Raw genomic sequence first — 26,984 nt, 5'->3', positions numbered from 1 at the left:
GTGACGCTGAAGGGTGCGCGGGAGCGCCGGGTGGCGACCGGCGGGGTCGAGCTGTGCGTGGCCGAGCTGGGCGATCCGGAGCAGCCCACGGTGGTGCTGGTGCACGGCTACCCGGACAGCAAGGAGGTCTGGTCCCAGGTCGCCGTCCGCCTGGCCGACCGCTTCCACGTGGTCCTGTACGACGTCCGGGGCCACGGCCGCTCCACGGCGCCCAAGCCCCTGCGCGGCGGTTTCACGCTGGCCAAGCTCACCGACGACTTCCTGGCCGTCGTGGACGCGGTGAGCCCCGACCGCCCGGTGCACCTGGTCGGACACGACTGGGGCTCGGTGCAGTCCTGGGAGTTCGTCACGGTCGGCCGCACCGAGGGCCGTATCGCCTCCTTCACCTCGATCTCCGGACCGTCCCTGGACCACTTCGGGCACTGGATCAACGCGCGCGTGCAGCGCCCGACGCCCCGTCGGGTGGGCCAGCTCCTCGGCCAGGGCGCCAAGTCCTGGTACGTATACCTGCTGCACACTCCGGCCCTGCCGGAGCTGGCCTGGCGCGGACCGCTCGGCAAGCGCTGGCCGAAGATCCTCCAGCGGGTGGAGAAGGTGCCGGGAGGCGACTACCCGACCTCGTCCCTGCCCTCCGACGCGGCACACGGCGCCTGGCTGTACCGGGACAACGTCCGCACCCGGCTGCTCAGGCCGCGCCCGGACGCGTACGCGCACGCGCCCGTGCAGCTCATCACGCCCCAGGGGGACGCGTTCCTCTCGGAGCGCCTGTACGACGACCTGGAGCGGTGGGTGCCCCAGCTGACCCGCCGCGCGCTCCCCGCGGGGCACTGGGTCCCGCGCACCCGCCCTGATCAACTCGCTTCTTGGATCGAGGAATTCATCATGTCCGTGGACGGCGGCCGTCCCGAACCGAAGGCCACCGGCCACCATGCCGAACGGTTCGGCGGGCAACTGGTGCTGATCACCGGGGCGGGCAGCGGCATCGGCCGGGCCACGGCGTTCGCGTTCGCGGAGGCCGGCGCGCGCGTGGTGGCCGTCGACCGCGATGCCGAGGCCGCCGCCCGCACCGCCGAACTGTCCCGGTTGATCGGCGCGCCGGAGGCCTGGGCGGAGACCGCCGACGTCTCCGACGAGCCGGCGATGGAGAAACTCGCGGAAAAGGTGCACCGCGAGTACGGCGTGCTGGACGTGCTGGTCAACAACGCGGGCATCGGACTGTCGGGCTCCTTCTTCGCCACCACGTCCGAGGACTGGCGCAAGGTCCTGGACGTCAATCTGTGGGGCGTGATCCACGGTTGCCGGCTCTTCGGCGCGCGGATGGCCGAGCGCGGTCAGGGCGGCCACATCGTCAACATCGCCTCGGCCGCGGCGTTCCAGCCCTCCCGGGCCCTGCCCGCCTACAGCACCTCCAAGGCCGCGGTGCTGATGCTCTCCGAGTGCCTGCGCGCCGAACTCGCCGGGCAGGGCATCGGGGTGAGCGCGATCTGCCCCGGCATCGTCAACACGAACATCACCTCCACGGCGCGCTTCGCCGGTGTGGACGAGGCGGAGGAGCGCCGCCGCCAGAAGAACTCGGCCCGCCTGTACGGCCTGCGCAACTACCCCCCGGAGAAGGTCGCCGAGGCGATCCTGGACGCCGTGGCCCGCAACAGGGCGGTGGTGCCGGTGACGCCGGAGGCGCGGGGCGCGCATCTGCTGTCGCGCGTGCTGCCGGGGGCGCTGCGGCGACTCGCGCGCGTGGAGCCGAAGTTGTGAGCTGACGGCTGCTGGGGGCACCTGCCGACGCCGGTGGGCCCCCGGCGGCCCGCCCCAGCAACGGTCACCAGCCGAGGGATCCGAACATGTCCGACGCTCCGGTCCACAAGACCTACCGCATCGAGGACTTGGCCCACCAGACCCACACCACCGTGCGGACGATCCGCGCCTACCAGGACCGCGGCCTCCTCCCCCGTCCCGAACGCCTGGGCCGCGTGAATCTCTACTCCGAGGCGCACATCACCCGGCTCCACCAGATCGCCCATCTCCTCGACCGTGGCTACACCCTGGCCTCCATCAAGGAGTTGCTGGACGCCTGGGACACCGGCCGTGGCCTGGGCGGCGTCCTCGGCCTGGTCACCGAGGTGGAGGGGCCGTGGACGGACGAGCGCCCCGACCGCATCACCCGCGCCGAACTCGACGCCCGCTTCGGCGGCACGCCCGACGACGACGCCGTGGCCGAGGCGGTCGAACTCGGCGTCCTGGAACGGACCGACGGCGACCCGGACGTCTTCCTCGTGCCGAGCCCCCAAGAGCTGTCCGTGGCTGTGGAATTGCACGAGGCAGGTGTCCCCCTGTCCGCGATTTCCGGCCATCTGAGGGAGTTGAGGGGACAGGTGGAGCACATCGCCGCCCGTTTCCTTCAGTTCACCACCGAGTACGTCTTCGCCCGCTACCTGGACGATCCGGATCACCGTACGGACGCGCACGCGGCGGAAGCCGCTTCGCTGGTGCGCAGGCTGCGCCCTCTGGCCCAACAGACGGTGGACGCCGAACTGGCCCGTGCGATGCGGGCGTTGGCGACCCGGCAGCTGCGTACACACCTCGGTGCACAGAGCCCCGGTGACGAGCTCCCGGCCGACGGTTCCGTCTCCCTTCCCACCGGAACGATCCACGCTGTGGAAAGGCTTGTTGGGCGGGAGCATGTGTCCGAGTTCATCGCACTTGCGGCCGAACGCGAGGTGAGAGCACGGATCTTGGACCTACTGGCGTCAGGAGCCGTGATCGACAAGGAACTTCGCGAATCGCCCTAATTCCTATGCCCCTTGTCCACAGATTCGTCAATTCGCTTGTGGATAACCTCAGTTGGCTGTGGATCAAACCTACGAAGAAAAAAACCTGCGTGATCTGCGTCTCTGCCGCACGCTGGAGGCATGGACGAAAGACGCACCGTGAAGGTGTCGAAGTACCTCTCGAAACACCTGCGCCACCAGCCGGAGCGCATCGGGATCACGCTGGACCCGGGCGGCTGGGTGGAGATCGACACGCTGATCGCCGCGGCCGCCGCCCACGGATTCCGGTTCACCCGCGAGGAGCTGGACCACGTAGTGGCCGCCAACGACAAACAGCGCTTCGCGGTCGAGGGCGAACGGATCCGCGCCAGCCAGGGCCACAGCATCGAGGTCGACCTCGGCCTGCCCCCGGCGACCCCGCCGCCGTACCTCTACCACGGGACCGTCGCCCGCAACCTGGACGCGATCAGGGCGGACGGCCTCAGGCCCATGAACCGGCACGCCGTCCACCTCTCCGCAGACCGCGAGACCGCCACCCGGGTCGGCGCCCGGCGCGGCCGCCCCGTGGTGCTCACCGTCGACGCCGGAGCCATGCACCGCGACGGCCACATCTTCCACGTCAGCGCCAACTGCGTCTGGCTGACACAGGCTGTACCCCCGCGCTACCTGCGGTTTTCCGAACCGCGCTGAAAGCCGCACGCACAAGGGGCACACCCCGGTGTCCTGCTCGGTCCGTGGCCGAGCAGCCGCATACGGTGACCGCTTTGACCCTTTGTCGGTGGAGCCGCTTACTCTCGGACGCATGAGTCTGCGTCTGAGCACCGTGATCCTGCCGTACCGCCGCTGGAGCGAGGGCGGCCGTTCGGCCTGGGTGCGGGCCGAACAGCTGGGATTCCACACCGCGTACACCTACGACCACCTGTCCTGGCGCAGCTTCCGTGACGGCCCGTGGTTCGGCGCCGTCCCGACCCTGACCGCCGCTGCTGCCGCCACCGAGCAGCTGCGCCTCGGCACGCTCGTGACCTCCCCGAACTTCCGGCACCCGGTGACCCTCGCCAAAGAGCTGATCTCCCTCGACGACATCTCCGGCGGCCGGATCACCCTCGGCATCGGCGCCGGCGGCACCGGCTTCGACGCCACCGCCCTGGGCCAGGAGCCGTGGAGCCCGCGCGAGCGCGCCGACCGGCTCGCCGAGTTCGTGCCGCTGCTGGACCGCCTCCTCACCGAGGACGCGGTGTCGCACGAGGGCCGCTTCTACTCGGCGCACGAGGCCCGGAACATCCCGGGCTGCCTCCAGCGGCCCCGGCTGCCCTTCGCGGTGGCGGCCACCGGACCGCGCGGCCTCAGGCTCGCCGCACGGCACGGCCAGGCATGGGTGACCACCGGCGACCCGAAGCTGTACGAGCACGGCACCCCTGAGCAGTCCGTCGAGGCGCTGCGCGGGCAGATCGCCAAGCTGTCCGAGGCCTGCGCGGACGCCGGGCGGGACGTGACAGGCCTGGACAAGATCCTGCTCACCGGCTTCACCCCGGACCGCGCCCGGCCGCTGCGGTCCCTGGACGCCTTCGTGGACTTCGCCGGCCGGCACCAGGAGCTGGGCTTCACCGAGATCGTGATCCACTGGCCCATCCCGGATTCCGACTTCGCCGCCGACGAGAAGGTCTTCGAACAGATCGCCATGGAGGCCACCGCCCAGCTGGACTGACCGGTACCGCGACAGGAGCCGGGCGTCATCTGCGTCTCATCTGTGCGCAGTTCCGCACGGCCGTGCGGGCATATGCGCGAGAATGACCGGGTGACCTCAGCGACCAGACAGCCCGGGACCCCGTCCGCCGCCGTACGGCCGCGGCTGATCGCCACCGACCTCGACGGCACCCTGCTGCGCGACGACAAGTCGGTCTCCCCGCGCACCGTGGCCGCGCTGGCCGCCGCCGAGGAGGCGGGCATCGAGGTCTTCTTCGTCACCGGCCGTCCGGCCCGCTGGATGGACGTCGTCAGCGACCATGTCCACGGCCACGGCCTGGCGATCTGCGGCAACGGCGCCGCCGTGGTCGACCTGCACGGCGGCCCCGGCGCCCACCACTTCGTGAAGGTGCGCGAACTGGCGCGCGAGAACGCGCTGGACGCCGTACGGCTGCTACGTGAGGCGGCACCCGGCACGGTGTTCGCGGTGGAGCAGACGTACGGCTTCCACCAGGAGCCGGACTATCCCAAGCTGCACATGGAGATACCGGACAACCTGCTGCCCGCCGAGCGCCTCCTCGCCCCCGACGGCCCGGACGCCGACCAGCCTGTGCTCAAGATCCTGGCCTACCACCCGGATCTCGACCCGGACGCCTTCCTCACCCTCGCCCGGCTCTCGATCGGCGACCGCGCCAACGTCACCCGCTCAAGCCCCAGCGCCCTGCTGGAGCTGAGCGGCCCGGACGTCTCCAAGGCCAGCACGCTCGCCCTGTGTTGCGCCGAGCGCGGTATCTCGCACGAGGAGGTCGTCGCGTTCGGCGACATGCCCAACGACGTCGAGATGCTGACCTGGGCCGGCCAGTCGTACGCGATGGGCAACGCCCACCCCGATGTCATCGCCGCCGCGTCGGGCCGTACGGTCGCCAACAACGAGGACGGCGTCGCCGTGGTGATCGAGCACCTGCTCACCGGCCGCTTCTGAAGCCCCTTCGCCGTTCGTCGCCGAAGCCCTAACCGGAGCCGGAACCGGAGCCGGTGACCGGGGTGACGGTCACCGCACCGGTGCGGAGGCGTGCGCGGCACCCGGTCACCGCGCTCCGACCAGCGACTCCGCCTCCGCCTCCCGCCGTGCGAGCGCCCGCAGCGGCCCGTCCACCGCGAGAAGCTCCGCGTAGGTGCCCCGCTGCACCACCCGGCCCGCGTCGAGCACGATCACCTCGTCCACCGCCTCCAGTCCCGCCAGCCGGTGCGTGATCAGCAGCGTCGTACGTCCCTGAGTGGCGGCCAGCAGATCGGCGGTCAGCGCATCGGCGGTCGGCAGGTCCAGATGCTCGGCGGGCTCGTCGAGCACCAGGACGGGGAAGTCGGCCAGCAGGGCGCGGGCCAGTGCCAGCCTCTGCCGCTGACCGCCGGACAGCCGGGCCCCGTGCTCGCCCACCAGCGTGTCCAGCCCGTCGGGCAGCCCGTCCACCCAGTCCAGCAGCCGGGCCCGGTCCAGCGCCCGGCGCAGCTCGGCCTCGGTGGCGTCCTTCCTGGCCAGCAGCAGGTTCTCGCGCACCGAACTGTCGAAGATGTGCGCGTCCTGCGCACACAGTCCGACCAGCCGCCGTACGTCGTCACCGGCCAGCGCGTACGCGTCCACACCGGCGAGCGTGTACGAGCCCTCCTGCGGGTCGAGGAAGCGCAGCAGCACCTGGGCGAGGGTCGTCTTGCCGGCACCGGACGCCCCGACCACCGCGATCCGCCGCCCCTCCTCCAGGGTGAGGTCGAAGCCGACCAGCGCTTCCCGCCGCTGCTCCTCGTGCCGCGCGGCCAGCCCCTTGACCACCACCGGGAACGGCGAGGCGGGCGCCTGCCGGGGCCGCAGGGGCTCACGCACGGGCTCCGGAGCATCCAGAACCTCGTGGACGCGCTCCGCGCTCCGCCGCACCCGCTGCCGGTGGCGCACGGCGAGCGGCAACCCGAGTACGGCCTCGAAGGCGGCCAGGGGAGTGAGGACGACCACGGCCATCGCCACGCCGCCGAGCCGTCCTGCGGCCACCGCCTGCGCTCCGCACAGCGCGGCCGCCGTGACGGTCAGGCCGGAGATCAGCGCGGTGAGCCCGTCGCCGAGCGCGGTCACGGCGGCGGCGCGTGAGGCGATCCGGGTGAGGGCGCCGTCGGCTTGCCGGGCCGCGTCCGTACGGGCGGGCAGCGCACCGGCCACGGTCAGCTCGGCGGTGCCGGTGAGCAGGTCGGTGACGCGGGTGGCGAGGGCGCCCCGGGCCGGGGCCAGCCGTCGCTCGGTCCGCCGGGCCACGGTCGCGGTGACCAGCGGGACGCCGACGCCGGCCGCCACGAGTCCTGCCGCGAGGGCCGCGCCGGCCTCGGGGAGCAGCCAGAACGTGAAGCCGACGGAGGCCACGGAGACGGCGACGGCGACCGACGCGGGCAGCAGCCAGCGCAGCCAGTAGTCCTGGAGCTCGTCCACGTCCGCGACCAGCCGGGTCAGCAGATCGCCGCGCCGGGCGTGCCGGAGTCCCGCCGGCGCCAGCCGCTCCAGCCGCCGGTACACGGCCACCCGGGTGTCGGCCAGCATCCGCAGCACGGCGTCGTGCGACGCCAGCCGCTCGGCGTAGCGGAACACCGCCCGCCCGATCCCGAAGGCCCGCGTGGCCGTCACGGCCACCATCAGATACAGCACCGGAGGCTGCTGCGATGCCCGCGAGATGAGCCATCCCGAGGTCGCCATCAGCCCGACGGCACTGCCGAGCGCGAGGCCGCCGAGCAGCGACGCCAACACCAGCCGCCCTCGCTGCGGCCCGGCAAGCGCACGAACCCGCGCAAGCCCCCGCCGAGCCCACCCGGCCCCGCCGGAGTCCCTTTCCGGCCCACCGACCCGAGAGACCGAGCGTCCACTGTCCAGCTCACCGAGCCCAGAGACCGCAGGGCCACCTTCCAGCCCACCGAGTCGCGTGGCGGGTGGGCGAGGTCGGGGGTCCAGGGGGAGCCCCCTGGCAGGCCGGCTGCAGCTCCGGACACTCGACAACTCGGCGCTCGACAACTCCCCGCTCTCCAGCCGCACCACCCGATCGGCAACCTCCAGCAACGCCGGCCGATGCACCACAAGCAACACCGTCCGCCCGGCAGCCAGCCTCCGCACCGCCGCCACGACCTCCGCTTCCGTCTCCCCGTCCAGCGAGGCCGTCGGCTCGTCCAGCAACAGCACGGGCCGGTCGGCGAGAAAGGCACGGGCAAGGGCCAACCGCTGCCGCTGCCCCGCCGACAGCCCGGCGCCGTCCTCCCCGAGCACGGTCTCCGCACCTTCGGGCAACGCGTCCACGAACTCCAGCGCACCCGCATCCCGCAGCGCCCGCCGTACGGCACGCTCGTCCGCCTCGGGCCTCGCCAGCCGCACGTTCTCCGCGATGGTCCCGGCATACAGATGCGGCCGCTGCGGAACCCACGCGATCCGCGACCGCCAGTCCTCCAGATCGAGTTCCGCGAGATCGGCTCCCCCGACCCGCACCCGCCCCTGGCTGGGCGAGACGAACCCGAGCAGCACGTTGAGCAGCGTGGACTTGCCCACCCCGCTGGGCCCCACCAGCGCGACCGTCTCACCGGGCTCGATACTGAAGGACACGTCCGTCACCGCGTCGTCCGAGCGACCGGGGTAGCGGACGGTGACCCCCTCGAAGGCCACGGCGCCCGCCGGCACGGCGCCGGTACCGGATGCCGGAACCGGTGTCTGCAGCACGCTGAAGATCTCCTCCGCCGCAGCCAGCCCCTCCGCCGCCGCGTGGTACTGGGCGCCGACCTGCCGCAACGGAAGGTACGCCTCGGGCGCCAGCACAAGGATCACCAGGCCGACGTACAGATCCATGCCACCGTGCACAAGCCGCATGCCGATCGTCACCGCGACCAGGGCGACCGACAGTGTGGCGAGCAATTCCAGTGCAAAGGAGGACAGGAAGGCGATCCGCAGGGTTCGCAGGGTGGCCTGCCGGTACTCGCCGGTGATCCGGCGGATGGACTCGGCCTGCGCCTTGGCCCGGCCGAACACCTTCAGCGTGGGCAGTCCGGCGACCACGTCCAGGAAGTGCCCCGACAGCCGGGACAGCAGCCGCCACTGACGGTCCATCCGGGACTGGGTCGCCCAGCCGATCAACATCATGAAGAGCGGGATGAGGGGCAGGGTGCCGACGATGATCGCCGCCGAAACCCAGTCCTCGGTGACAATCCGCGCCAGCACAGCCACCGGCACGACCACCGCGAGCCCCAACTGAGGCAGATAGCGCGAGAAATAGTCATCCAGCGCGTCGACCCCCCGCGTGGCCAGCGTGACCAGCGAACCGGTGCGCTGCCCGGCCAGCCACCCGGGACCGAGTGTCGCCGCCCGGTCGAGGAGACGCCCTCGCAGCTCGGACTTCACCGTCGCGCTCGCCCGATGGGCGGCGAGTTCGGTGAGCCACGCGACAACCGACCGGCCCACGGCCACGGCGGCCAACAGCAGCAGGGGAGTGCGCAGTTCAGCGGCGGACTGCCCGTGCTGGAACGCGCCGACAACGACCTCGGCGATGAGCATCGCCTGGGCGATGACCAGCCCCGCACCGACGGCCCCCAGGCCGACGACCGCCACGAGGAAGAAACGCGTGGCACGGGCGTACTGCAGCAGGCGTGGATCGATTGGTTTCACGTGGAACGTGCCCTTCGGCCCAGGAGGGTGTGTTTCACGTGAAACACACCCTCGACGGACTCAGTGCGCGGCGCCGGCCGCGGCGTCGGGAGTGATGTGCTGCGTGCCGATCCGCTTGCGGAAGACCCAGTAGGTCCAGCCCTGATAGAGCACCACCAGAGGCGTGGCGATGGCCGCCAGCCACGTCATGATCTTCAGGGTGTAGGGGCTCGACGAGGCGTTGGTGACCGTCAGGCTCCAGTCCCCGTTGAGCGTGGACGGCATCACGTTCGGGAAGAGCGAAAGGAAGAGCATCGCCACGGCGGCCACGATGGTGAGGCCGGACAGCGCGAACGCCCATCCCTCGCGCCCGAACTGGTTGGCCACCAGCGCAGCCACCAGGGCAGCGACCGCCACGACGAGCGCCACCAGGCTCTTGCCGTCACCGCTGTCGGCCTGCGTCCACAGCAGGAAACCGAGCGCCACGACGGCCGTGCAGAGGCCGACCCACAGAGCCAGCTTCCGTGCGCGCACCCGGATGTCCCCCACGGTCTTGAGCGCCGTGAAGACTACTCCGTGGAAGGTGAACAGGGTGAGCGTGACCACGCCGCCGAGCAGGGCATAGGGGTTGAGCAGGTCCCCGACGCTGCCGACGTACTCGAAGTGCTGGTCGATCTTGACCCCCCGCACGATGTTCGCGAAGGCCACGCCCCACAGGAACGCCGGGATCAGCGAGGCCCAGAAGATCGCCGTCTCCCAGTTGCGCTGCCAGTTCTCCTCGGGCCGCTTCGCCCGGTACTCGAAGGCGACGCCCCGGACGATCAGGCAGACCAGGATGACCAGCAGTGGCAGATAGAAGCCGGAGAACAGGGTGGCGTACCACTCCGGGAACGCGGCGAAGGTCGCACCGCCGGCCGTGAGCAGCCATACCTCGTTACCGTCCCAGACGGGCCCGATGGTGTTGATCAGAACCCGCCGCTCGGGCCGGTTCCGGGCCAGCAGCTTGGTGAGGATGCCGACCCCGAAGTCGAAGCCCTCCAGGAAGAAGTAGCCGGTCCACAGGACGGCGATCAGGACGAACCATACGTCGTGAAGTTGCATGACTGTTCCCCCGGCCTAGTACGAGAAGGCCATCGGCTTGTCGGCGTCACGGGTGTCGCCGCCGATCTTCGTGGGCGGGTTGAGGTCGGCCTCCGTCAGCTCGGGCGGGCCGGCCTTGACGTACTTCGCGAGCAGCTTGACCTCGACCACGGCGAGGATCGCGTACAGCGCCGTAAAGGTGATCATCGAGGTGAGGACCTCGCCCTGGGAAACACCGGGAGAGACCGCATGCCGGGTCTGCAGGACGCCGTAGACGACCCACGGCTGGCGGCCCATCTCGGTGAAGATCCAGCCCCAGGAATTGGCGATCAACGGGAAGGCCAGGGTCCAGATCGTGACGCGCCAGTACCAGGTCGTCAGCTTCGGGCTGAGCGCCTTGTTCTTGAACAGCACCAGATGCGGCACCTCGTCCTCACCCACCCGCAGATGCTGCGGCAGCATGAACTTCTTGCGGGTCAGCCACAGTCCGGCCAGGCCGATGGCGAAGGAGGCCATGCCGAAGCCGATCATCCAGCGGAAGCCCCAGAAGGCGACCGGGATGTTGGGCCGGTAGTCACCCGGGCCGAACTTCTGCTGCTCGGCCTTGTTGACGTCGTTGATGCCGGGGACGTACGAGGTGAAGTCGTCGTTGGCGAGGAAGGACAGCAGGCCCGGGATCTCGATGGCCACGGTGTTGTGGCCCTTCTCGACGTCGCCGTACGCGAAGATCGAGAAGGGTGCCGGCTTCTGGCCGTCCCACAGCGCCTCGGCCGCCGCCATCTTCATCGGCTGCTGCTTGAACATGACCTTGCCGAGGGTGTCGCCGCTGACCGCGGTGAGCAGACCGGCGATCACGACCGTGATCAGGCCGAGCCGTAGCGAGGTCTTCATCTCGCGGATGTGCTTCTTGCGGGTCAGGTGGTAGGCGGCGATGCCCACCATGAAGGCGCCGCCGGTCAGGAAGGCCGCGGACAGAGTGTGGAAGGCCTGGCTGAGGGCGGTGTTCTGGGTCAGCACGGCCCAGAAGTCGGTCAGCTCGGCCCGGCCCTTCGCCTTGTCGATCTTGTAGCCGACCGGATGCTGCATCCAGGAGTTGGCCGCGAGGATGAAGTACGCCGACAGGATCGTGCCGATCGAGACCATCCAGATGCAGGCCAGGTGGATCTTCTTGGGCAGCTTGTCCCAGCCGAAGATCCACAGGCCGATGAAGGTCGACTCGAAGAAGAACGCGATCAGCGCCTCGAAGGCGAGCGGGGCACCGAAGATGTCACCGACGAAGCGCGAGTAGTCGGACCAGTTCATGCCGAACTGGAACTCCTGCACGATGCCCGTGACCACACCCATGGCGATGTTGATCAGGAAGAGCTTGCCCCAGAACTTGGTCGCCTTGAGGTACTTCTCCTTCTCCGTACGTACCCAGGCCGTCTGCAGCCCGGCCGTGAGAGCGGCCAGGGAGATGGTCAGCGGGACGAACAGGAAGTGGTAGACGGTGGTGATGCCGAACTGCCAGCGCGCCAGTGTTTCCGGCGCCAGGGCCAGGTCCACGTCGTCACTCTCCTTACTACGCCGTGGTACAGCGGCGATTTGCCCCGCTTGTCGCATACATGCAGGGCAAACGGGACGCGCTTGTGAACGCGTTCACATTCACAAGCCATTATGACGCACTGATTTTCGGCCCGGTAGGCCGGGGTGGCCGTACTGCCACAACGTCAAGACCTTGGCAGCGAATTCAACATCTTGTTGAATTGCATGCCATGCAGATACGTATTTCCTGGCCCGCGGGCAACATCACCGCGACCCTCGACGCAGACACCCCGACCGCACAGGCCCTCGGCAAGGCGCTGCCCCTCACCTCCAGCGCCTGCACATGGGGCGAGGAGGTCTATTTCGACACAGGTGTCTCTGTTTCACGTGAAACGGACGCCCGGCAGGTCGTGGAGCCGGGCACGGTGGCCTTCTGGACGGACGGCGACGCGCTCGCCCTCCCCTATGGCCCCACGCCGATCTCGCGAGGCGACGAGTGCCGCCTCGCGAGCCCGTGCAACGTCCTGGGAAGCCTGGACGGGGACGCCCGCGCTCTGGCGACCGTACGAGACGGCGACCCCATCCGGGTGGAACTGATCGAGGAGTAGAGCCCGCGCCGGGCTACAGCTCCTTGCGGAACGCCTCCGTCACCTTCAGGAAGATGTCGTTCGCCTCGGTCTCACCGACCGTCACCCGCACACCCTCGCCCGGGAACGGCCGGACCACCACCCCGTGCTGCTCACAGGCCTGAGCGAACGCGACCGTACGCTCCCCCAGCCGCAGCCAGACGAAGTTCGCCTGTGTCTCCGGCACCGTCCAGCCCTGGGCGCGCAGCGCGTCGACCACGCGCGTGCGCTCGCACACCAGCGAGCCGACCCGGCCGAGCAACTCGTCCTCGGCCCGCAGCGAGGCGATCGCCGCTTCCTGCGCGAGCTGGCTGACACCGAAGGGCACCGCCGTCTTGCGCAGCGCCGCCGCGACCGGCTCATGGGCGATCGCGAAACCGACGCGCAGCCCGGCGAGCCCGTAGGCCTTGGAGAACGTGCGCAGGACGCAGACGTTGGGCCGGTTCCGGTACAGCTCGACGCCGTCCGGAACCTCGGGGTCGCGGATGAACTCGCGGTAGGCCTCGTCCAACACCACCAGGACATCGCCGGGCACCCGGTCGAGGAACCGCTCCAGCTCGGCCCGCCGCACCACCGTGCCGGTCGGGTTGTTGGGGTTGCAGACGAAGATCAGACGCGTACGGTCGGTGATCGCGTCCGCCATCGCGTCCAGGTCGTGCACATCGCCGGGCGTGAGCGGCACCTGCACCGACCGGGCGCCGCTGATCTGCGTGATGATCGGGTACGCCTCGAAGGACCGCCAGGCGTAGATGACCTCGTCCCCGGGGCCGCTGGTGGCCTGGAGGAGCTGCTGGGCGACGCCCACCGAGCCGGTGCCGGTGGCCAGGTGGGAGACAGGGACGCCGAAGCGCTCCGACAGCTCGGCCATCAGCCCGGTGCATGCCATGTCCGGGTAGCGGTTGAAGTCGCAGGCAGCCGCCGTCACGCTCTCCATCACGCCGGGCAGTGGCGGGTACGGGTTCTCGTTGGAGGACAGCTTGTAGGCGACCGGCCCGCCGGCCGCGGCAGGCTTGCCCGGCTTGTAGGTGGGGATACCCTCCAGCTCGGCGCGCAGCTTGGGGCTCGTCTCGCTCACCGCAGTCCTCCTCGCGACCACCGGCGGACCGTCGACGCCGCCAGCTTCCAATACTCCTCACCTTATGAGGATTCGGCCCTGGTGCGTACAGGTGGCGGCCCTGCAAAACGTGAGCCCCATCCCACCCGGCGCCATCCCGGGGCATCACTGTACGAAGGCGTACGTTTCAGGGGGCGCGCCGTACATATATCTATGCGCCGGTGGCTCGCGCCGTAGCGCGCATCCCTCGTGCAGGTGAGTTGAGACCTCTTCGAAACATCGGCTGCTTGGCAGGTCCATACGCGTCACCACATGACGTCCTGCCACAGGATCGTTCAACTACCTGTATTTCTAAGGTAGTTGACGGTGTATGACCATGCAGAAACGTGCCTGTCAACGCGTGCATATGCGTCCGCACTACCCCACCACATGAGCCCTACTATCGGCTCGCCATGACAGCAGCAGGGAAGCACCAGGTGAGCCGCGCGGAAACCTCACGTCGAGGCAGCCGGCCGGGCAGGGCGGGCATCAGAGACGTGGCCGCCGCCGCCGGAGTCTCCATCACGACCGTCTCCGACGCCCTCAACGGCAAGGGCCGGCTCCCGGACGCCACCCGGCGCCATGTCCGAGAAGTAGCCGACCGGCTGGGATACCGCCCCTCGGCCGCCGCCCGCACCCTCCGTACCGGCAAGTCGGGTCTGATCGGCCTGACCGTGACGACGTACGGGGATGAACCTTTCACCTTCACGGAGTTCGCGTACTTCGCCGAGATGGCACGGGCCGCCACCTCGGCCGCGCTCGCCCGCGGCTACGCCCTCGTGATCCTCCCCGCGACCTCCCGCCACGACGTGTGGTCCAACGTCGCCCTGGACGGCACGGTCGTCATCGACCCGTCCGATCACGACCCGGTGGTCAGCGAGCTCGTCCGGCAGGGACTGCCGGTCGTCTCCGACGGCCGCCCGGCCGGCTCGCTGCCGGTCACGGCCTGGGTCGACAACGACCACGAGGCCGCCGTCCTCGGCATCCTCGACCATCTCGCCGACGCCGGCGCCCGCCGCATCGGCCTGCTCACGGGCACGACGACGGACACGTACACCCACCTGTCCACCACCGCCTACCTGCGCTGGTGCGAACGCGTCGGCCAGGACCCGGTCTACGAGGCCTACCCGGCGCACGACCCGTGCGCGGGCGCTGTCGCCGCCGACCGGCTGCTCGCCCGGCCCGACCGGCCCGACGCGGTCTACGGCCTGTTCGACCCCAACGGCACCGACCTGCTGGCCGCCGCCCGCCGCTACGGGCTGCGTGTCCCGGACGACCTGCTGCTCGTGTGCTGCAGCGAGTCCATGGTGTACGCCAGCACCGAGCCGCCCATCACCACGCTCTCCCTGAAGCCCCGCCGCATCGGCACGGCGGTGGTCCAGCTCCTCATCGACGCGATCGAGGGCGTGGAGTCGGACCAGCCGGTCGAGCAGGTGATACCGACGGAGCTGATCGTGCGCACCTCCTCGCAGCGGCGCCCGCCGCGCACGACGGTCAGCCCGCCGCGGACGCCCGACGAGAGATAGCGCCGGAAAGCGGGGCGCTCACCCCGTAAGCGCACGACCGCGAGAGGGGGCTCGGCGGGCCGGCGACCGGCGGGCCGGGTGTTCGGTCGGTACAGAGCCCGCCGAACACCTGCCCAAACGGGGCGAAAGCCGCGGTGAACTGGAGTCTTGTTCCGATTCACCACCCCTGGGTCATCACACGGCGCGACCCGCATTCCTATGATGGGCCCACGACACCGCGGACCGCTGCGACCAGGCAGTCCGAAGCGGTGCAGATGCGGCGCGATGGTGGAGGGGTCTGATGACTCAGGGGGCCGGTCAGGGACCCGAAGTGGAGCGGACGGCGACGCTGCGCGACTTCCGGGTACCTGCATACGTCCACGAGACCGGTCCGTACGTCCGCACCGCCCACCCGGGCGACACCGCGCCGTCGGCCGACGAGGCGTACCCCGACGGCTACACCCCCACCCAGCGCGATCTTCCCGTCGTCAACCGGACGGAGACGGTCCAGGTGTCCGTCGAGACGGCACCCGCGGCCCCGGCCCCGCAGCCCGCAACAGGCCCAGGACCGCTGTTCGTCGTCGGAGACGTCCACGGTTACCTCGACGAACTGGTGACCGCACTGCAGGAACAGGGGCTGATCGACGCCTCCGGCCAGTGGTGCGCCGGCACCACCCGGCTGTGGTTCCTCGGCGACTTCACCGACCGCGGACCCGACGGCATCGGCGTCATCGACCTCGTGATGCGGCTGTCCGCCGAGGCCGCCGCGGCCGGCGGCTACTGCAAGGCCCTCATGGGCAACCACGAACTGCTGCTGCTGGGCGCCAAGCGGTTCGGCGACACCCCCGTCAACTCCGGTGCCGGCACCGCCACCTTCCAGGCGGCCTGGCTGCTCAACGGCGGTCAGAAGACCGACATGGACCGCCTCCAGGACCACCATCTGCAGTGGATGGCCCGCCTCGACGCCGTCGAGGAGGTCGACGGCTATCTGCTCGTGCACTCGGACACCACCGCCTACCTCGACTACGGCGACTCGATCGAGGCGGTCAACGACACCGTCCGCGAGACCCTCACCCGCAACGACGCGGACGAGTGCTGGGACCTGTTCCGCAAGTTCACCAAGCGCTTCTCCTTCCGCGACGAGGGCGGTGCCGACGCCGTGCGCTCCCTCCTCGATACGTACGGCGGCACCCGCATCGTTCACGGTCACAGCCCGATTCCCTACCTGCTCGGCGAGGTCGGCTCCGAGGACGGCGAGGAGGGCTCCGGCCCGGTCGTGGCGGGTCCGCACGTCTACGCCGACGGGCTCGCCATCGCGATGGACGGCGGGGTGACCATGGCCGGAAAGCTACTGGTCCGGCAACTCCCCCTGGCCACCTGAGCGTTCCCGGGGCACGTCTCCCCGTCGGAGTACCCGCAGGCCGGGGGGCAATTTCCGGCAACCCCCTGTCACCGTGTGCCGTCACGGCTCTACCATCGGCTTATCCGTAGCAGGCTCCCCTCCGTTTCTGCCCGACGGCTCGCCGGCGTGCGAGCCCCAAGCCCTACGGAGCATCGGGGGATGCACATGAACAGCGTTCCGCAGCACCTGCAGAGCGAGGACCGCCAGGATTTCGAGCGGCTCCTCGATGAGGCGCTGCGCTCCGCACCACGGCGGCCGGAACTGGCCGCTGTCGGACAGCGGCTCAATCCCGAACAACTGCGCACCATGGCGCTCAACGCCACCGCACTGATAACGGCCGCCGCCGCGGCCGAATACCAGCACTATGTCAAGCTCCGCCAGGAACTGCGTCAGCCGGCGATGACCCCCGCGGTCTCGGGTGACTCCGCTGCCGTCGACCAGAGTTCGGCCACCACCGGGCTCGTCACCGCCGTCGGCGAGTCGGCCGAGAGCACCGGCGCGGGCGCTGTCGCGGTCATCGCTGTACTGGCTCCCGTCCTCTCCGGAACCGCCGCGGCGATCTTCCTGCTCGTCGGCTACATCCTGAAGACACTCAGCCCCGGGCAGGCCTTCGCGCAGACCATGCTCACCGCCGGGTGGGTGTTCGGCGCGGTGACCGCGGCCGCGATCCTCGTCGCCGCGGTCGGACTGCTCCTCACGGCCCTGCGCAACGGCAACTCACCGCAGGCCCGGGCCCTGGACGCGGCACACCGCGAACTGGACAGCGCCAGAGAGGCCTGGCAGGACGCCCTGCTGGAGCGCGGCATCCTGCCGTTCCTCACGGAAGCGCTCGCCGAGCCGGGACCGGCCCCCCTGCACCGCACGACCCCGCCCGCCCCGCGCGGCCGCATGCCCCGCCTGGGGTACGACCGCCCCGGTTTCAGCAGCCCCGACGACGGAACCCAGTCCGGCCGGCCGAGCTTCACCAGCCCTGACTACACAAGCCCGGACTTCGGCGGCCCGGAGCACCGGCCCGAGTGACGCCGCCGGCCAGAACACGGCGCGCGCCCCGACCGACGCGGGCCCGACCCGGCGGCCCACCGGTGTGCCGCCGTTCCGGTCGTCCCGCCCGGTCGGCATCGTGCCGTTCAGTACCAGAGGCTGAAGACTGCGACGCCCGGACCGGCACCGCCCGCATGGCGAAGCGCCTTCAGCGGGCAGTCCGGCAGATCCTCCGCGGCGCATTCGGGTGCGTCGCCCAGGCCCCGCATCCCGTCATCGATCCGGCCCAGCACCGTGGCACGACGCGCGGCGGTCGGGCGGTCCCTGCTGCCGGTCGGCTTCAAGCCATCCGGTGGCACGGACCGCCGTAGGCCGGACTCAGTCCGCGATCGGCAGGTACACCCGGTTCCCCGCCTCTGCGAACTCCTTCGACTTCTGGGCCATGCCCTCCTCGATCTCGGCCCGGCTGCCGCCGTGTTCGCGACGGATGTCCTGGGAGATCTTCATCGAACAGAACTTCGGCCCGCACATCGAGCAGAAGTGGGCGGTCTTGGCGGGCTCGGCCGGCAGGGTCTCGTCGTGGAACTCCCGCGCCGTGTCCGGGTCCAGAGCGAGGTTGAACTGGTCCTCCCACCGGAACTCGAAGCGGGCGTCGGACAGTGCGTCGTCCCACTCCTGGGCGCCCGGGTGGCCCTTGGCGAGGTCGGCGGCGTGCGCGGCGATCTTGTAGGTGATGACGCCGGTCTTGACGTCGTCACGGTTGGGCAGCCCCAGGTGCTCCTTGGGCGTGACGTAGCAGAGCATCGCCGTGCCCCACCAGGCGATCATCGCGGCGCCGATGCCGGAGGTGATGTGGTCGTACGCCGGCGCGATGTCCGTGGTCAGCGGACCGAGCGTATAGAACGGCGCTTCATCGCAGATCTCCTGCTGAAGGTCGATGTTCTCCTTGATCTTGTGCATCGGGACGTGTCCCGGGCCCTCGATCATCGTCTGTACGTTGAAACGCCTGGCGATCCGGTTGAGTTCCCCGAGCGTCTTCAACTCCGCGAACTGCGCCTCGTCGTTGGCGTCCGCGATCGACCCCGGTCGGAGGCCGTCGCCCAGCGAGTACGTGACGTCGTAGGCGGCGAGAATCTCGCAGAGTTCCTCGAAGTTCTCGTACAGGAACGACTCCTTGTGGTGCGCCAGGCACCACGCGGCCATGATCGAGCCGCCGCGCGAGACGATTCCGGTCTTGCGGTTGGCCGTGAGCGGCACGTACGGCAGCCGGACACCCGCGTGGACGGTCATGTAGTCCACGCCCTGCTCGGCCTGCTCGATGACCGTGTCCTTGTAGATCTCCCAGGTCAGTTCCTCGGCCTTGCCGTCGACCTTCTCCAGGGCCTGGTAAAGCGGCACGGTACCGATGGGGACGGGGGAGTTGCGCAGCACCCACTCGCGGGTCGTGTGGATGTTGCGGCCGGTGGAGAGGTCCATGACCGTGTCGGCACCCCAGCGGGTCGCCCAGGTCATCTTCTCCACCTCCTCCTCGATGGAGGAGGTCACCGCCGAGTTGCCGATGTTGGCGTTGACCTTCACCAGAAACCGCTTACCGATGATCATCGGCTCGATCTCCGGGTGGTTGACGTTGGCCGGCAGCACCGCCCGGCCCGCCGCGATCTCCTCGCGGACCACCTCGGGAGAGACGTTCTCCCGGATGGCCACATACTCCATCTCCGGCGTGACCTCGCCCCGACGGGCGTACGCGAGCTGCGTCACCGCCTCGCCGCCCCGGCCCCGGCGCGGCTGACGCGGCCGTCCGGGGAAGACCGCGTCCAGATTGCGCAGCCCACCGCGCGGCGAGGTGTGCTTGATCCCGTCGTCCTCGGGACGGACGGGACGGCCCGCGTATTCCTCGGTGTCACCGCGGGCGATGATCCAGTTCTCCCGCAACGGCGGCAGGCCCCTGCGGACATCGGTGTCGACGAGTGGATCGGTGTACGGGCCGGACGTGTCGTACAGCGTGACCGACTGCCCGTTGGTGAGGTGCACCTGGCGGACCGGCACGCGCAGGTCGGGGCGCGAACCCTCGACGTACGCCTTGTGCCATCCGATGGACTTCCCGGCCTCCTGGGACTTCTCGTCCTGAGCGGAGGCAGGCGTGCGTGCGTCCTTGTTGGTCATGAGACCTACTCCCTACGCCGGCATTACCCGGTAACAGGTTCGGCGGTCGACGCAGCGGCTTCCGTCTCCCGGTATTCCGCGTGGAACATCGCTTGTTCCACGTGAAACATCGCGCGTACGGAGGTCAGCGCCCTCTCAGCCCGGTGCTCCGAGCTCCCGCGTGTGCAAAGGTGCCTCCACGCTAGCGTCATCTGTGGCGCGGTGAACAGTGGGCCCCCTACCGTTGTTGCGATGATCTGGCGGTGACCCGGATGCAGCAGTACCCGTATCGGCCGCCAGAGCCGCACAACCGACCAGGCTCGGGGCAGGGCGACGACCACGCCCCCGAGCGGGAAGGTGGCCCTGACGCCGGCCGCGGTCATGGCCACCGTCAGGTACACGGCCACAGCCACAGACACACCCCGGTGCACGACCATGGCCACGGAACCGGTCACAGCCACGGCCACGGCCATGGGCCCGCCGCCCCCGTATCCCGGCATCTGCGCAAGGTCATCGCCGCGATCCTGGTCCCGTTCACCGTGGCGGTGGTCGCGGGCGTGGTGGTGCTCTGGCCCGGGGGAGCTCCTCCGCACAAGCGCAGTGGCGTCGGTTTCGACCGGGAGACCCAGCAAGCCACGGTCACCAGGGTCGTCGAGGTGAGCTGCAGCTCGGTGAACGCCTCGGGCGGGACAGCGATCGGTGGCACCTCTTCCGCCGCCCAGGGCGCCTCGGCGGAGCAGACGGCGAAGGGAAGCTGCAAGAAGGCGACCGTCCGGGTCGACACCGGCAAGGACACGGGCCGTACGTTCACCGAGATCGTGCAGCCGGACCAGACCCGGCAACTGCACCAGGGCGAGAAGGTGGTGGCCGCCTACGAGCCCTCGGCGCCGAAGGACCTGCAGTACTCGGTGACTGACGTGAACCGGAAGTTCCCCATGACGCTGCTTGCGGGGATCTTCGCGTTGGCCGTCGTGGTGGTCGGCAGGCTGCGCGGTGTGATGGCGCTCGTCGCACTGGCCGTCAGCTTCCTGGTGCTGACCCTGTTCATCCTGCCGGCGATTCTGCAGGGTTCGAATCCGCTGCTCGTGGCGGTGATCGGGTCGAGCGCTATCATGCTGATCGCCCTGTACATGTGCCACGGCCTGTCGGCCCGCACCTCGGTGGCCGTGCTCGGCACGCTGGTCTCACTGCTGCTGATCGGCATCCTCGGCTCGCAGTTCATCGGCTGGGCCGCGCTGACCGGCAACACCGACGACAGCACCGGCCTGATCCACGGTCTGTACCCGTCGATCGACATGAGCGGCCTGCTGCTGGCTGGTATCATCATCGGCTCGCTCGGCGTACTCGACGACGTCACCGTGACCCAGACCTCGGCCGTCTGGGAGCTGCACGAGGCCAACCCGGCGATGGGCTGGCGCGGGCTGTACCGCGCGGGCATCCGCATCGGACGCGACCACATCGCCTCCGTGGTCAACACCCTCGTCCTCGCCTACGCCGGCGCCGCACTGCCGTTGCTGCTGCTGTTCTCGATCGCGCAGAGCGGCGTCGGGACCGTGGCCAACAGCGAGCTGGTGGCCGAGGAGATCGTGCGCACACTGGTCGGCTCGATCGGCCTGGTCGCCTCGGTCCCGGTCACCACGCTCCTCGCCGCCCTGGTGGTCTCGGCCGACCGCCCCGGCGCGGGCATCCCCGCACAGGCCGGGGCACAGTCCGCCCCGGCACGCGGCGGCCGGGGGCGACGCCGGAAGCGGTAGGGCCCGTCAAGTCGACGCGATCGGCGGTGAGCCCGCCGGTGACCGCACTCGACTCCCCGCGCAGAAGCGTTCCTGCACAGGTCCATGCGCCACAGCGGAGCTCCCGTGCTCCTGCCCCAACCCTTCAGCCCGCGCTCTGCTCCTCGGCCAGGATGCGGTCCAGGGCCTCTTCCAGATGGGCGTCGAAGTCGGCCAGCGCACCCTCCTGGCCGAGCGGCACGAGTTTGTCGGTGCGGTCCAGGAATGCCACGAGCGGCGGCGCGGAGGAACGGAACAGGGCCTGGTCGCCGCCGACCTGAAGCCTGATCAGCACCTCGCCCAGCACCTCGGAGTCGGCGGGAGCGATGTGCACATCCCCCTCCCCGCACGGCCGACCGACGCCGTCGATCAGCAGCTCGCGGCCGAACGCCCAGGTCACCGGGGCGTCACCGGGCAGATGGAAGGTGAGCCGCACGGCATAGGGATCACTGGTCTCGTAGCGCAACTCCACCGGGATGCGGAAGGAGAGTTCCTCGGACACGAGAAAGCTCATGATGACTTCTGCCTGTACGGACTCGCGCATCGTCTACCCCGTCGTATGGACGTCGACCGGCCGGGATCGATCCCTGTAACCGTGGTCAAATCTTGCTGAACGTACACGGCAGATCACAAGGAGTAAGTTTTCAGATACTGATAGAGAGGGCGAGCGTTCCCAGGTGCCGCCCGAGCTCCGTCTGCAGTCGGCGCGCCGCCGGCAGCAGACGGTCGGACTGGTGGGCGGGCAGCGACATGGCCATCGTGGCGACGGTGGTGCCGACCGTGATCGGGACCGCCGCACAGACCGTCCCGAGCGCGTACTCCTGACGCTCCACCACCGGTTCCATGCGCGGCATCCGGGCCAGCCGCCGCAACAGGGCATCGTTGTCACGCACCGTGTACGGCGTGATGGACTGCACGGGATAGCGCGCAAGGTGGTCGCGGCGGGCGTCCTCGTCCAGCTGGGAGAGCAGGCACTGCCCGATGGCGTGCGCGTGGCCGGTCTCGCGGAAGTCGGCCCACTCCTCGACCGCCGGCGCCTCGGGGGAATCGGAGACGCACATGACCTCGATCTCGCCGTCCCGGTACATCGCGTAGTACACCGGCACGCCGATGGAGTCTCGCCAGTGGGCGAGCGTGTCCGCCACCGAGCTGCGACGTTTCTGCTGTGCTCCGCTGCTGCCCAGGCGTTCGGCCGCGTCGCCGAGGAAGAACAGCCCCTTCTCGCGCCGCAGATAGCCCTCGTGCACCAGGGTGCGCAGCAGGTGGTAGGTCGTCGGGAGGGCGAGGCCGGTCTCGCGGGCGAGTTGTTTGGCGGGGGCGCCGTACACATGGGTGGCGACGGTCTCCAGCAGGCGCATGGCGCGCTGGACGGAACCGATGAGCGTCGCGGCGCCGGGCGGGCCGGGGGCCTCCGTGCGGTGCGGTGGCCCGGAGGCGTCCGTGGGGTGGGGTGGTCCGGGGATGCCGATCGTGTGCGGAGGTCCGGGCGCGTCGGCGGGGTGCGGCTGTCCGGGGACCGCGAGGGAGGGCGGCCGCTGCGTGGGGGGTGCGCAGGAGCGTGGTGGGGTGCGGGGTGCGTGCGGTTCTGCCGGTGCGGTGTCAACCGTGGCCAAGGGTCACTCCCGGAGCGCGAGGGGGCAGTCCGTGCGGAGGAAGAGCACGGAGGGGGTCTGCGCCGCCCGCGGGGCCGGACCCCGCGGGAGTTCCGGACTCTAATCGTCCGCCGCCGCACGCAGACGGCCTCACGGGGAAACTTCCCTCGCCCGAGGGAAACCGGGGATCGCCTTGCCGGGAACCGGTGGTGCCGTTGCCGTCACCGGTCCCCGGGTCCGTCACCAGTCGCTGCGCGACGAGGAGTTCGACATGAACTTGCGCACGATGTAGATCAGTCCGCCGACCAGGGCGACGAAGACCAGTGCCTTGAAGAGAAGGCCGATCACGATGGTGAGCACCGTGGCTATCAGGCCACCGAACACGACCAGGGCGATGACCGGCACCGCGACCCACTTCACCCACCACGGAAGTCCCGCGAAGATCTCTCGCATCGCCCTCGTCCTCTGCCTTCTCGTACGTCTGAGTGCTCGTACGCCCTTTTCGCGTACGGCGTTGATGTTCTGCACTCGATGCTAGGGCCGACGAGGGGTCCCGCGGGGGCCTCGCGCCCCTTGTCCTCCCCTGACCCGTCCCCTAGGGAACCCCGGGGTCCGGGCTCACGCCTCGGGCGGAGAGAAGACGACCAGAACCCTCAGGTCCTCGCTGATGTGGTGGAACTTGTGGGCGACCCCGGCCGGCACGTAGACCACGCTGCCCCGCGCCACCTCGGTCGTCTCCGGTCCCACCGTGATGGACGCCCGGCCGCTGACGACGAAGTACACCTCGTCCTGGTTGTGCGGCTTCTGCGGGTCGTGCTCGCCCGCGTTGAGAGCGTAGAGGCCGACGGACATGTTCCGCTCCCGCAGGAACTGAAGGTAGGCCCCCTCGTTGGCGGCGCGCTCCGCCTCCAGTTCGTCCAGCCGGAATGCCTTCATCGCCGCTGTCGCCCTCGCCTCTGCTCTGTTCCGATCGGGTCTGCCACGATCAGACACATGAAGAATTTCGTAGTCAAGACGATCGCCAACGCGGGCGCCCTGGCGGTCGCCGTGTGGCTGTTGGACAAAATCACTCTGACGGGTGACAGCACGGCCAAGAAGGCCGGCACGCTGATCGTCGTCGCACTGATCTTCGGCCTGGTGAACTGGCTGGTCAAGCCGATCCTGAAGGTGCTCACCTTCCCGCTGTTCATCCTGACCCTGGGCCTGATCACCCTGGTCGTGAACGCGCTGATGCTGCTGCTGACCTCCTGGGTCTGCGGCAAGCTCGACCTGAGCTTCCATGTGCAGGGCTTCTGGACGGCCGTCGTCGGCGGTCTGATCGTCTCCGTCGTCTCCTGGGCGCTGCACGTCGTCCTGCCCGACGAGGACTGAGCGCACCATGACCTACCGCGTCTGCTTCGTGTGCACCGGCAACATCTGCCGCTCCCCGATGGCCGAATCCGTCTTCCGCGCGCGTGTGGCGGAGGCCGGCCTCGAGGACCGGGTGGAAGTCGACAGCGCCGGCACCGGCGGCTGGCACGAGGGCGAGCCCGCCGACCCGCGGACCGTCTCGGTCCTCCAGGAGCACGCCTACGACAGCGATCACATCGCACGCCAGTTCGAGCCTTCCTGGTTCTCCCGGCTCGACCTGGTGATCGCCCTCGACGCCGGTCATCTCAAGGCCCTGCGCCGCCTCGCGCCCACCGAGGAGGACGCGCGCAAGGTCCGGCTGCTGCGCTCGTACGATCCCGCCGCCGGTGACGACCTCGACGTACCGGATCCGTACTACGGACACCGGGACGGTTTCGAGGAGTGTCTTGAGATGGTGGAGGCGGCGAGCGTCGGTCTGCTCGCCGCCGTACGCGAGCAGTTGGAAGGACGGGCCGCATGAGCGACACCCGCAGGGACCAGGGACGTACCGGCGACGGCACGCGCGCGGTGCGCGCCGGACTGCCCGAGCCGGTCAAGCACCAGCCGACCCTGCCCGGGCCGGTGTTCGCGGCGCACTTCCATCTGCCGGGCGAGGTGACGGGGCCGTACTCGTACGGCCGTGACGACAACCCGACCTGGACGCTGCTGGAGCGGGCCATCGGCGAGCTGGAGGCGCCCGGGCGGGACGACGTCGAGACGCTTGTCTTCGCCTCCGGCATGGCGGCGATCTCCTCCGTGCTGTTCTCCCAGCTGCGCGCCGGGGACGCGGTCGTGCTGCCCTCCGACGGCTATCAGGTGCTGCCGCTGGTCCGCGCCCAGCTGGAGGCGTACGGCGTCGAGGTGCGCACCGCCCCCACCGGCGGTGACGCCCAGCTGGAGGTTCTCGACGGCGCCCGGCTGCTGTGGATCGAGTCCCCGTCGAACCCGGGGCTCGACGTGTGCGACATCCGGCGGCTGGTGGCGGCGGCCCACGCGCAGGGGACCCTGGTGGCCGTCGACAACACCCTCGCGACCCCGCTCGGGCAGCGCCCGCTGGAGCTGGGCGCCGACTTCGCCGTGGCCAGCGGCACCAAGCAGCTCACGGGCCACGGTGACGTGCTGCTGGGCTATGTCGCCGGCCGTGACCCCGAGGCGATGGCCGGCGTACGACGCTGGCGCAAGATCGTCGGGGCGATCTCCGGTCCCATGGAGGCCTGGCTCGCGCACCGGTCCATCGCCACGCTCCAGCTGCGCGTCGACCGGCAGAACGCCACCGCCCTCGCCGTCGCCGAGGCGCTGAGGCAGCGGCCCGAGGTGTCCGGCCTGCGCTATCCCGGACTGCCCGACGACCCCTCGCACAAGACGGCCTCGCAGCAGATGCGCCGCTACGGCTGCGTGGTTTCCTTCACGCTGCCCACACGCGCGCGTGCTGAGCGTTTCCTCGATGCCCTGCGCCTGGTGGAAGACGCCACGAGCTTCGGCGGGGTGCGTTCCACGGCCGAGCGGCGCCGCCGCTGGGGCGGGGACGCGGTGCCGGAAGGCTTCATCCGGATGTCCGTCGGCGCCGAGGACCCCGAGGACCTGATCGCCGACGTGCTGCGGGCCCTGGACGAGTCCGCCGAGTGAGTCCGTGGCCTTCGGGCCGACAGCGCACGACGGTCCGAGCCTCCCCCCTCGTGGCTCGGACCGTCTGCGGTTCCTGCGCGCGAAGAACCGCGCGACCAAGGCTAGTTGACTCTGTGTCAGTGTCCAATCACGCTAGCGACAGAGACCTATCGACTTATTTATAGTTGGGGCCTGCCTAGGGGGCCGGAGGAGGGCAGGGATAGGGGAGGGCACGCCATGGACCTGGCCTTGCTGCGCACCTTCGTCACCGTGCACCGGGCTGGTTCCTTCACCCGCGCCGCCGCTCTGCTCGGCCTCTCCCAGCCCGCCGTCACCTCGCAGATCCGCACGCTGGAACGACAGCTGGGCAAGCCTCTCTTCCTTCGCCAGGCGCGCGGGGTGACCCCGACGACCATCGGCGACGAACTCGCGCACAAGGCCGCTCCTCATCTCGACGCCCTGGTGGAGATAGCCGAGAGCGGCCTGGACGACGAGTCCTCACTCAGAACCCTGCACCTCGCCGGCCCGCCCGAGTTCACCGCCGAACGTGCCCTGCCCGCCCTGACCGAGCTGACCGGCGACGACGGCCAGGGATTCGCACTCCGCGCCTCCTTCGGCACGGCGGAGGAAACGCTGGAGGGGCTGGCCTCCGGTCATCATGATCTGGCCATCAGCACAGCCCGTCCGCGCGGCGCTCTGCTGACCGCGACTCCGCTCTGCGACGAGGAACACGTACTGGTCGCCGCCCCGCGCTGGGTGGAGCGGATCGGAGCGGAGGCGCTGCGCCTGAAGGGAGCGCCCGCGCTGGAGGATCTTCCTGTCGTCGAGGTTCATGAGTCGTTGCCCTTCGTCTCGCGCTACTGGGCCTCCGTCTTCGACTCCCGCCCGGCCACCTCGGGCACGGTCATCGTGCCGGATCTGCGTGCGGTACTCGCCTGCGCGATCGCGGGTGCCGGACTCGCGGTGCTGCCTCGTTATCTGTGTGCCTCCGCCCTCGGCGACGGCACGATCGCGATGCTGCACGATCCGGCCGTGCCGCCGCTGCGCACGTACTTCCTGGTGGTGCGCACCGGCACCCTCGCCATGCCCCACATCGCGCGGGCCCACGAGTGGCTTCAGCGGGCGGCCACGGCCTGGTGCTGAGACCTCCGGCACCCCGTCTACGGAA

23 protein-coding genes are annotated in these 26,984 nt (G+C 70.0%); 14 read left to right on the top strand and 9 right to left on the bottom strand.

Annotated elements, in window-relative coordinates:
• The 5 genes from ACWC2T_RS08700 to ACWC2T_RS08680 all read left to right on the top strand — a co-directional run bounded on the left by ACWC2T_RS08700 (window position 1) and on the right by ACWC2T_RS08680 (window position 5,433).
• Entirely contained in the window at window positions 1-1,755 is a 1,755-nt protein-coding gene (locus ACWC2T_RS08700) for an SDR family oxidoreductase (protein ID WP_450669798.1), read from the top strand.
• Between the two features lie 86 nt (window positions 1,756-1,841).
• Window positions 1,842-2,789, top strand: coding sequence for a MerR family transcriptional regulator (locus ACWC2T_RS08695; RefSeq protein ID WP_450669682.1), 948 nt, complete (start codon window positions 1,842-1,844; stop codon window positions 2,787-2,789).
• 120 nt (window positions 2,790-2,909) lie between these two features.
• Window positions 2,910-3,458, top strand: coding sequence for an RNA 2'-phosphotransferase (locus ACWC2T_RS08690; RefSeq protein ID WP_450669681.1), 549 nt, complete (start codon window positions 2,910-2,912; stop codon window positions 3,456-3,458).
• Between the two features lie 112 nt (window positions 3,459-3,570).
• A complete protein-coding gene (locus ACWC2T_RS08685; protein ID WP_450669680.1) occupies window positions 3,571-4,473 on the top strand; it encodes an LLM class flavin-dependent oxidoreductase in 903 nt (300 codons plus the stop codon).
• Window positions 4,474-4,545: 72 nt separating this feature from the next.
• Window positions 4,546-5,433, top strand: coding sequence for an HAD-IIB family hydrolase (locus ACWC2T_RS08680; RefSeq protein ID WP_450669679.1), 888 nt, complete (start codon window positions 4,546-4,548; stop codon window positions 5,431-5,433).
• A 105-nt stretch (window positions 5,434-5,538) separates the two neighbouring features.
• On the opposite strand, the gene cydD is transcribed toward ACWC2T_RS08680, so the two are convergent.
• Genes cydD through ACWC2T_RS08665 form a run of 3 tightly spaced genes read right to left on the bottom strand, consistent with a single transcriptional unit; the run spans window position 5,539 to window position 11,730 of the window.
• Complete coding sequence (gene cydD / locus ACWC2T_RS08675) at window positions 5,539-9,126, bottom strand: thiol reductant ABC exporter subunit CydD (protein ID WP_450669678.1); 3,588 nt, start codon at window positions 9,124-9,126, stop codon at window positions 5,539-5,541.
• Between the two features lie 60 nt (window positions 9,127-9,186).
• The gene (cydB, locus tag ACWC2T_RS08670; RefSeq protein ID WP_450669677.1) at window positions 9,187-10,206 is read right to left on the bottom strand and encodes a cytochrome d ubiquinol oxidase subunit II; all 1,020 of its coding nucleotides are present in this window, start codon (window positions 10,204-10,206) and stop codon (window positions 9,187-9,189) included.
• Window positions 10,207-10,221: 15 nt separating this feature from the next.
• Window positions 10,222-11,730: a cytochrome ubiquinol oxidase subunit I gene (locus ACWC2T_RS08665; protein WP_450669676.1), complete on the bottom strand. Its 1,509-nt coding sequence runs from the start codon at window positions 11,728-11,730 to the stop codon at window positions 10,222-10,224.
• A gap of 209 nt (window positions 11,731-11,939) precedes the next feature.
• Between ACWC2T_RS08665 and ACWC2T_RS08660 the strand changes: the two genes are divergently transcribed.
• Window positions 11,940-12,317 carry a cyclophilin-like fold protein gene (locus tag ACWC2T_RS08660; protein WP_450669675.1) on the top strand — a complete coding sequence of 126 codons (378 nt, stop codon included), beginning with the start codon at window positions 11,940-11,942 and terminating at the stop codon, window positions 12,315-12,317.
• Between the two features lie 13 nt (window positions 12,318-12,330).
• Here the strand turns inward: ACWC2T_RS08660 and hisC are convergent, their stop codons facing one another.
• Window positions 12,331-13,410: a histidinol-phosphate transaminase gene (gene hisC / locus ACWC2T_RS08655; RefSeq protein WP_450669674.1), complete on the bottom strand. Its 1,080-nt coding sequence runs from the start codon at window positions 13,408-13,410 to the stop codon at window positions 12,331-12,333.
• Between the two features lie 431 nt (window positions 13,411-13,841).
• Between hisC and ACWC2T_RS08650 the strand changes: the two genes are divergently transcribed.
• The 3 genes from ACWC2T_RS08650 (at window position 13,842) to ACWC2T_RS08640 (ending at window position 17,355) form a co-directional block, all read left to right on the top strand.
• Window positions 13,842-14,954 (top strand): LacI family DNA-binding transcriptional regulator, encoded by a 1,113-nt coding sequence (locus ACWC2T_RS08650; RefSeq protein ID WP_450669673.1) that lies wholly within the window; start codon window positions 13,842-13,844, stop codon window positions 14,952-14,954.
• Window positions 14,955-15,234: 280 nt separating this feature from the next.
• Entirely contained in the window at window positions 15,235-16,314 is a 1,080-nt protein-coding gene (locus tag ACWC2T_RS08645) for a metallophosphoesterase (RefSeq protein ID WP_450669672.1), read from the top strand.
• A gap of 180 nt (window positions 16,315-16,494) precedes the next feature.
• Window positions 16,495-17,355 carry a hypothetical protein gene (locus tag ACWC2T_RS08640; RefSeq protein WP_450669671.1) on the top strand — a complete coding sequence of 287 codons (861 nt, stop codon included), beginning with the start codon at window positions 16,495-16,497 and terminating at the stop codon, window positions 17,353-17,355.
• Window positions 17,356-17,694: 339 nt separating this feature from the next.
• Here the strand turns inward: ACWC2T_RS08640 and thiC are convergent, their stop codons facing one another.
• Complete coding sequence (thiC, locus tag ACWC2T_RS08635; RefSeq protein WP_450669670.1) at window positions 17,695-19,479, bottom strand: phosphomethylpyrimidine synthase ThiC; 1,785 nt, start codon at window positions 19,477-19,479, stop codon at window positions 17,695-17,697.
• Window positions 19,480-19,721: 242 nt separating this feature from the next.
• Here thiC and ACWC2T_RS08630 point away from each other — a divergent pair, with 242 nt between their 5' ends.
• On the top strand, window positions 19,722-21,212 hold the full coding sequence (locus ACWC2T_RS08630; RefSeq protein ID WP_450669669.1) for a YibE/F family protein: 1,491 nt from the start codon (window positions 19,722-19,724) through the stop codon (window positions 21,210-21,212).
• Between the two features lie 124 nt (window positions 21,213-21,336).
• Here the strand turns inward: ACWC2T_RS08630 and ACWC2T_RS08625 are convergent, their stop codons facing one another.
• From ACWC2T_RS08625 to ACWC2T_RS08610, 4 genes are all read right to left on the bottom strand, one after another.
• The gene (locus ACWC2T_RS08625) at window positions 21,337-21,774 is read right to left on the bottom strand and encodes an SsgA family sporulation/cell division regulator (protein WP_388764231.1); all 438 of its coding nucleotides are present in this window, start codon (window positions 21,772-21,774) and stop codon (window positions 21,337-21,339) included.
• 100 nt (window positions 21,775-21,874) lie between these two features.
• The gene (locus ACWC2T_RS08620; protein ID WP_450669668.1) at window positions 21,875-22,843 is read right to left on the bottom strand and encodes a helix-turn-helix domain-containing protein; all 969 of its coding nucleotides are present in this window, start codon (window positions 22,841-22,843) and stop codon (window positions 21,875-21,877) included.
• 219 nt (window positions 22,844-23,062) lie between these two features.
• The gene (locus tag ACWC2T_RS08615; RefSeq protein WP_450669667.1) at window positions 23,063-23,275 is read right to left on the bottom strand and encodes a DUF5326 family protein; all 213 of its coding nucleotides are present in this window, start codon (window positions 23,273-23,275) and stop codon (window positions 23,063-23,065) included.
• A 165-nt stretch (window positions 23,276-23,440) separates the two neighbouring features.
• Window positions 23,441-23,758, bottom strand: a complete 318-nt coding sequence (locus ACWC2T_RS08610) for a cupin domain-containing protein (RefSeq protein WP_384174302.1) — start codon at window positions 23,756-23,758, stop codon at window positions 23,441-23,443.
• Between the two features lie 57 nt (window positions 23,759-23,815).
• Between ACWC2T_RS08610 and ACWC2T_RS08605 the strand changes: the two genes are divergently transcribed.
• The 4 genes from ACWC2T_RS08605 to ACWC2T_RS08590 all read left to right on the top strand — a co-directional run bounded on the left by ACWC2T_RS08605 (window position 23,816) and on the right by ACWC2T_RS08590 (window position 26,959).
• Window positions 23,816-24,193, top strand: coding sequence for a phage holin family protein (locus ACWC2T_RS08605; RefSeq protein ID WP_388764235.1), 378 nt, complete (start codon window positions 23,816-23,818; stop codon window positions 24,191-24,193).
• A 7-nt stretch (window positions 24,194-24,200) separates the two neighbouring features.
• Complete coding sequence (locus ACWC2T_RS08600; RefSeq protein ID WP_450669666.1) at window positions 24,201-24,692, top strand: low molecular weight protein-tyrosine-phosphatase; 492 nt, start codon at window positions 24,201-24,203, stop codon at window positions 24,690-24,692.
• Window positions 24,689-25,837: a cystathionine gamma-lyase gene (locus ACWC2T_RS08595; protein ID WP_450669665.1), complete on the top strand. Its 1,149-nt coding sequence runs from the start codon at window positions 24,689-24,691 to the stop codon at window positions 25,835-25,837. Before ACWC2T_RS08600 ends, ACWC2T_RS08595 begins: the two co-directional genes overlap by 4 nt.
• A 216-nt stretch (window positions 25,838-26,053) precedes the next feature.
• The gene (locus ACWC2T_RS08590; RefSeq protein ID WP_450669664.1) at window positions 26,054-26,959 is read left to right on the top strand and encodes a LysR family transcriptional regulator; all 906 of its coding nucleotides are present in this window, start codon (window positions 26,054-26,056) and stop codon (window positions 26,957-26,959) included.
• Window positions 26,960-26,984 lie beyond the last annotated feature (25 nt).

The sequence above is a fragment of the Streptomyces sp. NPDC001393 genome (assembly GCF_053597455.1).
This window is presented reverse-complemented; position numbering and strand designations above follow the sequence as displayed.